The sequence below is a fragment of the Comamonas sp. genome (genome assembly GCF_009360615.1).
Classification (GTDB): Bacteria; Pseudomonadota; Gammaproteobacteria; order Burkholderiales; family Burkholderiaceae_C; genus Comamonas.
Map to the genome: position 1 here is coordinate 1 of NZ_SPEY01000009.1, position 10,535 is coordinate 10,535.

Consider the following 10,535-nt stretch of genomic DNA (forward strand, 5'->3'; position numbering starts at 1 on the left):
AGTCGCGCCTGGCGGCCTACATCAGCAGATGCTCGCCGGCGTTGTCGCCGCCGAGGATGACGTAGTTGACCTTGCGGATGTCCATGAGCTTGGTGCCACCTGCGTAGCTGATGGAGGACTGCACGTCCTGCTGCATCTCGACCAGTGTGTTCATCAGCGGGCCCTTGATGGGCTCCAGAATGCGTTTGCCTTCCACGTGCTTGTACTCGCCCTTGTTGAAGTCGGAGGCCGAGCCGTAGTATTCCTTGAACAGCTGGCCGTCCACTTCCACGGTCTTGCCGGGCGATTCTTCGTGGCCCGCAAACAGGGAGCCGATCATCACCATGGTGGCTCCGAAGCGGATGCTCTTGGCGATGTCGCCGTGGCTGCGGATGCCGCCGTCGGCAATGATGGGCTTGGTCGCCACGCGGGCGCACCATTTGAGCGCCGACAACTGCCAGCCGCCCGTGCCGAAGCCGGTCTTGAGCTTGGTGATGCAAACCTTGCCGGGACCCACACCAACCTTGGTGGCGTCCGCTCCCCAGTTTTCGAGGTCGATCACGGCTTCGGGCGTGGCGACGTTGCCGGCAATCACAAAGGCCGCAGGGATCTTGGCCTTGATGTAGGCGATCATGTTCTTCACGCTTTCGGCATGACCGTGGGCAATGTCGATGGTGATGTATTCGGGGCAGAGGCCGTCGGCCACGAAACGGTCCACTGTCTCGTAGTCCGGCTGCTTGACGCCCAGGGAGATGGAGGCAAACAGTCCCTGCGACTGCATGTCCTTTGTGAAGGCCACGTTGTCGATGTCAAAACGGTGCATCACATAGAAGAAACCGTTTTGTGCCAGATAAGTGCAGATCTTCTCGTCCACCACCGTCTTCATGTTGGCGGGCACCACGGGCAGCTTGAAGCTGCGGTTGCCCAGCACGACGCTGGTGTCACATTCCGAACGGCTGTCCACGCGGCACATGCGGGGCAGCAGAAGAATGTTGTCGTAGTCGAAGATTTCCATTTGATTCCAAGCTCCAAAGTGTTGGCGGCTGTCGCAGCCGCTGCAATTCAAGGATAGGCGCTTGGCTTGGAGACCGGTTGGTTTGCCGCTTGGGATCGTTCGGGCAAAAAAAACCGGACCTCAAGAAACTTGGGCCCGGTGATTGATTCTATACGGTACGGCCACAAATCATAGCCGCCGACTTTCTTATGGTGGTTATACGGTTTTTCTTATGAGGGGGCCTGTTCCTACTGGCCATAGGCGAGCATGAAGACTTCGACGGCACGCCGGGTGCACTCAGCGATCTCTTCGGCGGTGGGGGCGGGCAGGTGCTGGAACATGAAGCGCGGCAGCAATTCGGCTTCCAGCAGCGCCAGCAGATGGTGGCGCATGACCTCGGTATCGGCGCGACGCAGCAGCCGGCGCTCGATGCCCTGCTCCAAAAAGGCGTTGATGGCGGCATTGCCCCGTGCCGGCCCCATGTCCCAGCAGCGCTGGCCGATATTGTCGCGCCCGCCTTCGGACACCAGCAGGCGTCGCACGGCCATCACTTCTGTCGAGTACAGCAGGCCCAGGAAGCGCTGGCCAAAGTTGCGCAGTGTCTGAGCCGCATCGTCGCTGCCGGCCTGCAGCGCCAGCATGGTGTTCTGGAAGTCGGCTTCGGAGGCCCGGAACATCACCTCCAGGAACAGTGCTTCCTTGGACGGAAAGTAGTTGTAGAGCGTGGCCTTGGAGCCGCCCAGCCGCGTGCAGATCTCGGACATGGAAGTGCGCTCGAAGCCCAGTTCGCCGAAGGCGGCCGCTGCAACGTCAATGATGGCCTGTCGCTTTTCTTCCGTTTTGGTGCGCATGGGGCGGAATGTCCTGGGGCGGTTGTGATGTCTTTCAGTGTAGCGCTTGCGATCTGAAATGCTGGAAACATATACTGTACGGTACAGTTCATTATTAAAGTATTTCATGACTTCATGTATCGCCGCCGCGCCGCAGCGAATCCGGCGCAGGCGCCATGGCTGGTGGGCCCTGGGCCTGCCTGCGGTTCTGGCAGCCTGCGCCCAGATTCCCGAATGGGAAGGCAAGGCCACTTTGGCGCAGCCCGTGCCCGAGACTCTGCAGGCCGCTCACCGTGCGCCCCCCATGGACTGGCCCACCCAGCAATGGTGGCAGCGCTACGGCGATGCGCAGCTCGACCATCTGATCGACGAGGCGCTGGAAGGCGCGCCCGACATGGCGGCGGCCGCTGCACGCGTGCAGCAGGCCAGGGCCACGCTCGGCGTGAGCGAAGCAGCCTCTGCGCCTCAGCTTTCCGCCCGCGCCTCGGTCAGCGAGGACAAGCTCAGCTACCACCATCTGACGCCAGAGGCCTTCACGCCGCGCGGCATGAATGACTATGGCCGCGCCACGCTGGACCTGAGCTGGTCGCTGGACCTGTGGGGCCGGCAGCGTGCCGCCGTGGCCGCCGCTGCCGGCGAACTGGCCGCACGCGAGGCCGATGCTGCGCAGGCGCGTCTCTTGCTGTCCAGCAATGTGGCCCTGGCCTACGCACAGCTGCTGCGCCTGGCTGCCAATGTGCAGACGCTTGAGCAATCGGTGCAGGTGCGCCGGACCACGGCCGAGTTGTTTGAGCAGCGCTATGCCAACGGGCTCGAAAACCGGGGCAGCGTGTACAGCGCCAGGGCGCGTCTGGCCGCTGCGCAGGCCGAACTGGCACAGATGCAGGAACAGGTCGCCTTGCAGCGCAACAGCATTGCTGCGCTGATGGGAGCCGCTCCCGATCGTGGTGCAGCCATCGTGCTCGATGCCGGGCGCCTGCAATCACCGTGGCAGCAGCAATGGGCCTTGCCGCAGCAGTTGCCGGCGCGTCTGCTGGGCCGTCGCCCCGATGTGGTGGCGGCCCGCCTTCAGGCCCAGGCGCTGGAGTCGCGCGTGGCGTCGCAGCAGGCCGAGTTCTATCCCGATGTGAATCTCAGTGCCTTGGTCGGCGTGCAGTCGCTGGGCCTGGACATGTTGACCCGCAGCGGCTCCGGCATCGCCAGCGTGGGGCCGGCCATCAGCCTGCCTCTCTTCAATGGCGGCCGCTTGCGCTCGCAACTGGGGGCCGCGCGCGCCCGCTATGACGAAGCCGTGGCCCAGTACCGCAGCACGCTCAACCGGGCCTTGCAGGAAGTGGCGGACAACGCCGTCAGCCAGCGAGCGCTGCAGCAGCAGCTGACAGCCATGCAGCAGGCTGTGGCGGCTGCGACCGAGGCGCATCGTGTGGCCCGCAAGCGCTACGAGGGCGGGCTGGCGCGTCATCTCGATGTGCTGTCCGCCGAAGACCAGTTGCTGGCCAGCGTGCGTCAGCTGGTCGATGTGCAGTCCCGTGCCCTGACGCTCGATATCGGTCTGCACCGCGCACTGGGTGGCGGCTGGAGCGAGTCCTCCGGCGCCCACGATTGGGCCTCGCCCAAGACATGAGCCGCTTTCCTGAACGGATGAATCACGACTTTCGCAAAACGGGTTCCGGCACGACGGCTGCCTCGGTAGCCCGTCCGTTATTGCATTCTTGCTTGCGCAAGTCCTGCGAATATTTTCAAGGTTTTGTATGACTGAAAACGCTTCTTCCATGAGCGCAAATCCTGCCGCGCGCGAACAGCGCCGCAACCGGCTCCTGGCCGGACTGGCGGGCGTGGTGCTGCTTGCCGGTGCGGCCACCGGCGCCTATTGGTGGCTGCATGCCTCTCACTTCGTCTCCACCGACAACGCCTATGCGGCGGCCGAGGTGGCGCAGGTCACGCCATCGATCGGTGGCACGGTGCTGGAGGTGCTGGTCAGGGACACCCAGGCCGTGAAGCAAGGCGATGTGCTGGTGCGTATCGACCCCACGGACGCCAGACTGGCACTGGCCCAGGCCGAGGCCGAGCTGGCCCGCGCCATGCGCCGCGTCAAAGGCTATGTGGCCAATGATGGCGGCCTGAAGGCTCAGGTGACAGCCCGCGAGGCCGATGAAAAGCGCGCGGCCGCCCAGCGGCTGGCGGCCGAGGCCGATATGGAGCGTGCCACCATCGACCTGCAGCGCCGCCAGGCCCTGGCCCAGAGCGGTTCGGTTTCGGGCGAGGAGCTGACGCAGGCTCAGAACGCATTTGCCGCAGCCAGGGCGCAGCTGGCATCGGCCTTGGCCGCGCAGGCCCAGGCCAGGGCCAACCGCGAAGCGGCCGTGGGTGCCAAGCAGGTCAACGCCGCGCTGATCGAGGGGGCGGATGCCGAGACCAATCCCGAGGTGCAACTGGCGCAGGCACGTCGCGATCAGGCCCAGATCGATCTCGATCGCTGCACGGTGCGTGCTCCCGTCGATGGCGTGGTGGCCAGGCGCAGCGTGCAGATTGGCCAGCGCGTGCAGGCCGGCGCGCCTCTGATGACGGTGGTGCCGGTGCAGCAGATCTATGTGGATGCCAACTTCAAGGAGGGGCAGCTGGGCAAGGTGCGTGTGGGCCAGCGCGTGCAGCTGCAGTCCGATCTGTACGGCAGCGATGTGAAGTACAGCGGCACTGTGCAGGGCTTCAGCGGCGGCTCCGGCTCGGCGTTTGCGGCCATTCCCGCGCAGAACGCCACGGGCAACTGGATCAAGGTGGTGCAGCGCCTGCCGGTGCGCATTCAGCTGGATGCCGGCGAGCTGGCAAGGAACCCGCTGCGCGTGGGCCTGTCCATGCAGGTGACGGTGGACACCCGCAGCGGCCCTGCCGGCGCAGCCGGCGTGGCGGCCGCGCAGTGAGTGCCTCATGAGTGCTCACAACGCAAGTGCGGCCGATGCGCCTGCCGTGCCCATGGCCGCCGGCATGGTGCCGCTGACGGGGGGCTCGCTGTGGCTGGCGGCGCTGGTGCTGGCCGCAGCCAATTTCATGGCCGTGCTGGACATGACGGTGGCCAATGTCTCCGTGCCCAGCATTGCCGGCAACCTGGGCGCGACCACCAGCCAGGGCACCTGGGTCATCACCAGCTACGCAGTGGCCGAGGCCATCACCGTGCCGCTGACCGGCTGGCTGGCGGCGCGCTTCGGCGCGGTGCGCGTGTTTGCCACGGCCATGGGCTTGTTCGGTCTCGCGTCGCTGCTGTGCGGCCTGGCCCATTCGCTGGGCATGCTGGTGTTTGCGCGCATTCTGCAGGGACTGGCCGGCGGCCCGCTGATGCCGCTGTCCCAGTCGCTGCTGCTGCGCATCTTCCCGCCGCGCATGGCGCCCGCAGCCATCGGCCTGTGGTCCATGACCACGCTGATCGCCCCCGTGCTGGGGCCCATCGTGGGCGGCTGGATCTGCGACGAGTACACCTGGCACTGGATCTTTCTGATCAACATCCCGGTGGCCCTGGTCTGCGCGCTGGCGGTCTGGCACCTGGTGCGGCGCTACGAGCAGCCGCTGCTCAGGAACCCCATAGACAGCGTGGGCCTGGTTCTGCTCATCGTCTGGGTGGGCTCGCTGCAGCTGATGCTGGACGAAGGCAAGAACCTGGACTGGTTTGCCTCGCCCGTGATCGTGGCGCTGTCCGCCGTGGCCGCAGTGGGCTTTGCGGCGTTCATGATCTGGGAGCTGCATGCCGAGCACCCGATCGTGGATCTGCGCGTCTTCAGGCACCGCGGCTTTTCCATGGCCGTGCTGACCATCAGCCTCGCGTTTGCAGCCTTCTTCGCCGTCAATGTACTCACGCCGCTGTGGCTGCAGAGCTTCATGGGCTACACGGCCACGCTGGCGGGGCTGGTCACGGCCTGGACAGGGCTGTTCGCGCTGTTCGTGGCGCCGGCCGCCGCCGGGCTGGCGGCCCGGGTGGACCCGCGCCGGCTGATTTTCGGGGGCGTGTTCTGGATGGGGGTGATCACCTGCTGGCGCGCGTTCGCGACCACGGAGATGGGCTATTGGGACATCGCCCTGCCGCTGATGTTCATGGGGCTGGGTCTGCCGTTCTTCTTCATACCGACCACCGGTCTGGCGCTGGCCAGCGTGGAGCCGCAGGAGATGGACAACGCTGCGGGCCTGATGAACTTTCTGCGCACCCTGTCGGGCGCGGCCGCGGTCTCCGTCGTCAACACGGCCTGGGAGAACGGCACGACGCGCAAACATGCGGAACTGGTGGGTTTGAGCGATGCCGGCGGCGAGGTGCTGCAAGGACTGCAGCAGTCGGGCATGAGTCCCGATGCGGCGCTGTCGGCGCTCGATCAGCTCATCACCAGCCAGAGCGTGATGCTGGCCACCAACCGGATCATGTTCATCATCGCGGGCGGCTTTGTGCTCGCGGCCTGCGCGATCTGGCTGGCACCGAGGCCGAGCCGCACGGTCGAGCCCGGTGCGGGTGGACACTGAGTGTGAGGCCGTGGCTTGAATGAATTGAAAGCTGCTTGCGATTGATATTCGTGAGTCTCAGATATGAAAGTATCTGAAATCCACATTTATCAAGCGCAGGCAGCTTTTGTTTCAGGAGCACGAAGCCGCGAAAGCAGCAGCAAGTCACAGGGAGTCGCCAGCATTTCTACAATGGGGGTCTATGTTCCCGATCGACCTGCTTGACTCCGCGCCAGACGGTGCAAATTCCGGCGCCATCCCCGCCTCTCAATCGCCCCTGCTGACCGGCCTCAACGACGAGCAACTGGCGGCGGTGACCTTGCCCGCAGGACATGCGCTGATTCTGGCGGGTGCCGGCTCGGGCAAGACGCGCGTGCTGACCACGCGCATTGCCTGGCTGCTGCAGACCGGGCAGGCCACGCCCGGCTCCATCATGGCCGTGACCTTCACCAACAAGGCCGCCAAGGAGATGCTCACGCGCCTGTCGGCCATGCTGCCCTACAACGTGCGCGGCATGTGGATCGGCACGTTTCACGGCCTGTGCAACCGACTGCTGCGCGCCCACTATCAGGCCGCGAAGTTGCCCCAGGCGTTCCAGATTCTGGATACGCAAGACCAGCTCTCGGCCATCAAGCGTCTGTGCAAGCAGTTCAATGTGGATGACGAGCGCTTTCCGCCCAAGCAGCTGATGTATTTCATTGCGGGCTGCAAGGAAGAGGGCATGCGGCCCGGCGATGTGGAGGCGATCGACCCCGATGCGCGCAAAAAGGTCGAGATCTACCAGCTCTACGAAGAGCAATGCCAGCGCGAAGGCGTGGTCGATTTCGGTGAGCTGATGCTGCGCAGCTACGAGCTGCTGCGTGACGATGCCCATCTGCGCCACCACTACCAGCGCCGCTTCCAGCATATTCTGGTGGACGAGTTCCAGGACACCAACAAGCTGCAGTACCAGTGGCTCAAGCAATTGGCAGGCGACGATGTGGGCGGGCGCTACGAGTCGGCCGCCAGCGTCATTGCCGTGGGGGACGACGACCAGAGCATCTATGCCTTTCGCGGGGCGCGCGTGGGCAATATGGCGGACTTCATCCGCGAGTTCGACGTCAAAAACCAGATCAAGCTGGAGCAGAACTACCGCAGCTACAGCAACATCCTCGACTGCGCCAACGCGCTGATCAGCCACAACAGCAACCGCCTTGGCAAGAACCTGCGCACCAGCCAGGGCCCGGGCGAGCCGGTGCGTATCTACGAAGCGCCCAGCGATCTGGCCGAGGCCGCATGGATGGTCGACGAGATCAAGCAGCTGGTCAGAAACGACGGTTTCACGCGCCAGGAAATTGCCGTGCTCTACCGCAGCAATGCGCAAAGCCGGGTGATCGAGTCGGCGCTGTTCAATTCCAAAATTCCCTACCGTGTGTACGGCGGCCTGCGCTTTTTCGAGCGCGCCGAAATCAAGCACGCCCTGGCCTATCTGCGCCTGCTGGAGAATCCGCACGACGACACCAGTTTCCTGCGCGTGGTGAACTTCCCCGCACGCGGTATCGGCGCGCGCACGATCGAAGTCCTGCAGGACACGGCGCGCAGCAGCGGCACCTCGCTGAGCGATGCCGTCACCGCCGTGGGGGGGGCGGCCGGCACCAAGCTGCAAGGCTTTGTGGCCCAGATCGATGTGATGCGCGAGCAGACGCAAGGGCGCACGCTGCGTGAAATCATCGAGACCGTGGAAGAGCAAAGCGGCCTGATCGAGCATTACCGCAACGAGAAAGAAGGCGCGGACCGCATCGAGAACTTGCAGGAGCTGGTCACGGCTGCCGAGAGCTTTGTGACCCAGGAGGGCTTTGGCCGCGATGCCGTGGCCTTGCCTCTGGACGAGCAGCAGAATGCCCCACCGCTGAGCCAGTCACCGGTCAGCCAGGGGCTGGACCCGAATCAGCCGCTGCTGGACGACGCGCTGCGCGCGCCGGCCGGTACGGCGGCCTCCATGGTCAATGCGGACACCGGCGAGACACTGTCGCCGCTGCAGGCCTTTCTGGTGCATGCAGCGCTGGAAGCAGGCGACAACCAGGCTCAGGCCGGCCAGGATGCGGTGCAGCTGATGACCGTGCATGCTTCCAAGGGCCTGGAGTTCGACGCTGTGTTCATCGGCGGCGTCGAGGAAGGCCTGTTTCCGCACGAGAACGCCATGATGGACCGTGGTGGTCTGGAGGAAGAGCGGCGCCTGGCCTATGTGGCCATCACGCGTGCGCGCAAGCGCCTGTATCTGAGCCATTCGCAGACGCGCATGCTGCATGGCCAGACGCGTTACAACGTCAAGAGCCGCTTCTTTGACGAGCTGCCCGAGGAAGCGCTCAAGTGGATCACCCCCCGGCAAAGCGGCTTTGGCAGCTTCACCCCTTCCTCGGGGGCTGGCGGTGCCTGGGGCTCCAGGGGCGCAGGCCAGTTCGGCTCTGCTGCCGGCTGGGGCGGCAAGCAGGCCGAGGTCTTTGCCAGTCCGCCCGTGCCCCCGCAGAAGGCTGAGCCCGCGCACGGCATCAAGGCCGGTATCGCGGTGTTTCACAACAAGTTCGGCGAAGGCAAGGTGCTGGCGGTGGAAGGCTCGGGTGACGATGCGCGCGCCCAGGTCAGCTTCGGCCGCCATGGCACCAAGTGGCTGGCGCTGGCGATTGCCAAGCTGACAATCGTGGACTGAGTTGCACGATATCCCTGGCGCATGAAAGAAGCCGCGGCCTTTTGCAAGGCGCGGCTTTTTTATCGAGTCCCGGGTGGGGCGCTTACCTGGCGCTGAGCTTCATTTGGGCGGGCGAGGCCGTGATGTAGCCCACGGCGGAGCCGAACTTGTCCTTGTAGTTGGCCTTGATCAGCGGATCCAGCTGGGTCTTGACGTTGGCATGGATGCCGCCCCAGTCACCGGCGTGCTGGAAGTTGCTCATGATGTAGGTCCAGCCGTTGATTTCGTCCACGGCATGCAGGCCCGTGGATTCGCCGCCGGCGGGCACGGACAGCACGCGCGACAGCTGCTTGGTGTCCACGTTGTAGGCCCACATGAAGTTGTTGACGTGCTGGCTGCTGTCCTCGCCGATGAACAGGGTGCGCATTTTTTCCGAGAACTTGAGGTTGTCCGGGTTGGCAATCTTGTTGGGGTTCGCGGTGTTGCCCAGGGCGTCGCCCTTGAGGGTCTTGCCGTCGCTGTCCAGCAGATCCTCGCCAGCCAGCAGGGGAGCTGTGTCCACGGGCATCCATTCGCTGTTGATGGCGGTGCCGGTCGTGTCCTTCTGGCCGCCCTTGAGGTTCAGCGCCATCACCACGCCGGCCACCAGTTGCTTGGGCACGGAGATGCCATTGCCTGCCACGTTGGCGGCGTTGCCGGCCACCATGGAGGACTGCACGTTCTGCAGTGCGGAGTAGGCGATCTTGTCCTTGGCGTTGACGGTGGTGCCTTCCATCTTGGTGAAGCCCAGGCTGGCGCCCTTGAAGGCCGCATAGCGATGGGTTTCGAGGAAGGCGGCTGCCTTGTCCATGCCCGGGTTGATCTTGATCCACTCGGTCTTGCCGTTGACCACGATCTTGGTGTAGCTGGCGTCGCTGGGGTCGGTCTTGGACACGGTCATGATGTCCGAGGGCTTGAGCGTGTTGGCCAGGTTCTCGATTTCGGCGCTGGTGGCCGAGCCCAGCTTGATCCAGGTCAGCGGCGCGGCGCTGTTGGCGGCGGGGTCGATGGAGAAGCCGGCACCGACCTTGGCGGCGTACAGCGTGCCCGAGGACAGGTCTTTTTCCTTGTCGGCGACGAAGACGAAATAGCCGCTGTTGGTGGCGTCGTCACCCATGAGTGCGGTGCGCTGGTCGGGCATGACCTGCACCAACTCGTGGGAGATGCGGCCCATGCAGTAGTGCTTCTTGACCGAGCCGGTGCCGTCCGGATTCACCGTCACTTCGGGCATATGGCCGTAGTGGTAGGGATTGGCCTTGGCCGGGTCGCCGTACAGATTCTGGCTGAAGGCCTGCAGCTGGGCGTTGGATGCGTTGAAGGCATCAGGCTCGTATTCTTCGCTCGACAGGTGCGTGCCCCAGGGCGACAGGCTGGCACCGCAGGTGATCCACAGGCCATGGACCTTGGAGGTGTCCACATTGTGGTACTTGACCAGGCTCAGCTTGCCGGTGGTCGGGTCCTGGTCCAGCGTCAGCACGGCGATGGGCGAGGGCAGCTTGCCGTACATATCGGTCGTGCCGTCCTGGGCCCAGGTGGTGTATTCGAACTGCAC

7 protein-coding genes are annotated in these 10,535 nt (G+C 64.6%); 4 read left to right on the plus strand and 3 right to left on the minus strand.

Annotation, left to right across the window (positions count from 1 at the left end; translation table 11 throughout):
• Window positions 1-16: 16 nt before the first annotated feature.
• Both E2583_RS02110 and E2583_RS02115 read right to left on the minus strand, forming a co-directional pair.
• On the minus strand, window positions 17-994 hold the full coding sequence (locus tag E2583_RS02110; RefSeq protein ID WP_291592751.1) for a GMP reductase: 978 nt from the start codon (window positions 992-994) through the stop codon (window positions 17-19).
• A gap of 227 nt (window positions 995-1,221) precedes the next feature.
• Window positions 1,222-1,824 carry a TetR/AcrR family transcriptional regulator gene (locus tag E2583_RS02115; protein WP_291592753.1) on the minus strand — a complete coding sequence of 201 codons (603 nt, stop codon included), beginning with the start codon at window positions 1,822-1,824 and terminating at the stop codon, window positions 1,222-1,224.
• A 106-nt stretch (window positions 1,825-1,930) separates the two neighbouring features.
• Between E2583_RS02115 and E2583_RS02120 the strand changes: the two genes are divergently transcribed.
• From E2583_RS02120 to E2583_RS02135, 4 genes are all read left to right on the plus strand, one after another.
• Entirely contained in the window at window positions 1,931-3,427 is a 1,497-nt protein-coding gene (locus E2583_RS02120) for an efflux transporter outer membrane subunit (RefSeq protein WP_291592754.1), read from the plus strand.
• Window positions 3,428-3,554: 127 nt separating this feature from the next.
• On the plus strand, window positions 3,555-4,721 hold the full coding sequence (locus E2583_RS02125) for an HlyD family secretion protein (RefSeq protein ID WP_291592756.1): 1,167 nt from the start codon (window positions 3,555-3,557) through the stop codon (window positions 4,719-4,721).
• 7 nt (window positions 4,722-4,728) lie between these two features.
• Window positions 4,729-6,300: a DHA2 family efflux MFS transporter permease subunit gene (locus E2583_RS02130; RefSeq protein ID WP_291592758.1), complete on the plus strand. Its 1,572-nt coding sequence runs from the start codon at window positions 4,729-4,731 to the stop codon at window positions 6,298-6,300.
• 181 nt (window positions 6,301-6,481) lie between these two features.
• Window positions 6,482-8,965, plus strand: a complete 2,484-nt coding sequence (locus E2583_RS02135; protein ID WP_291592760.1) for a UvrD-helicase domain-containing protein — start codon at window positions 6,482-6,484, stop codon at window positions 8,963-8,965.
• An 82-nt stretch (window positions 8,966-9,047) separates the two neighbouring features.
• Here E2583_RS02135 and E2583_RS02140 read toward each other — a convergent pair.
• Window positions 9,048-10,535, minus strand: a 1,488-nt coding sequence (locus tag E2583_RS02140; protein WP_291592762.1) for an alkaline phosphatase PhoX, incomplete at its 5' end; no start/stop codon positions are given.

Excerpts from the sequence above, each read along its gene's own strand:
- E2583_RS02135 (WP_291592760.1), top strand. The coding sequence starts at position 6,482 with ATGTTCCCGATCGACCTGCTTGACTCCGCGCCAGACGGTGCAAATTCC.
- E2583_RS02110 (WP_291592751.1), bottom strand. The coding sequence starts at position 994 with ATGGAAATCTTCGACTACGACAACATTCTTCTGCTGCCCCGCATGTGC.
- E2583_RS02130 (WP_291592758.1), top strand. The coding sequence starts at position 4,729 with ATGAGTGCTCACAACGCAAGTGCGGCCGATGCGCCTGCCGTGCCCATG.
- E2583_RS02125 (WP_291592756.1), top strand. The coding sequence starts at position 3,555 with ATGACTGAAAACGCTTCTTCCATGAGCGCAAATCCTGCCGCGCGCGAA.
- E2583_RS02120 (WP_291592754.1), top strand. The coding sequence starts at position 1,931 with ATGACTTCATGTATCGCCGCCGCGCCGCAGCGAATCCGGCGCAGGCGC.
- E2583_RS02115 (WP_291592753.1), bottom strand. The coding sequence starts at position 1,824 with ATGCGCACCAAAACGGAAGAAAAGCGACAGGCCATCATTGACGTTGCA.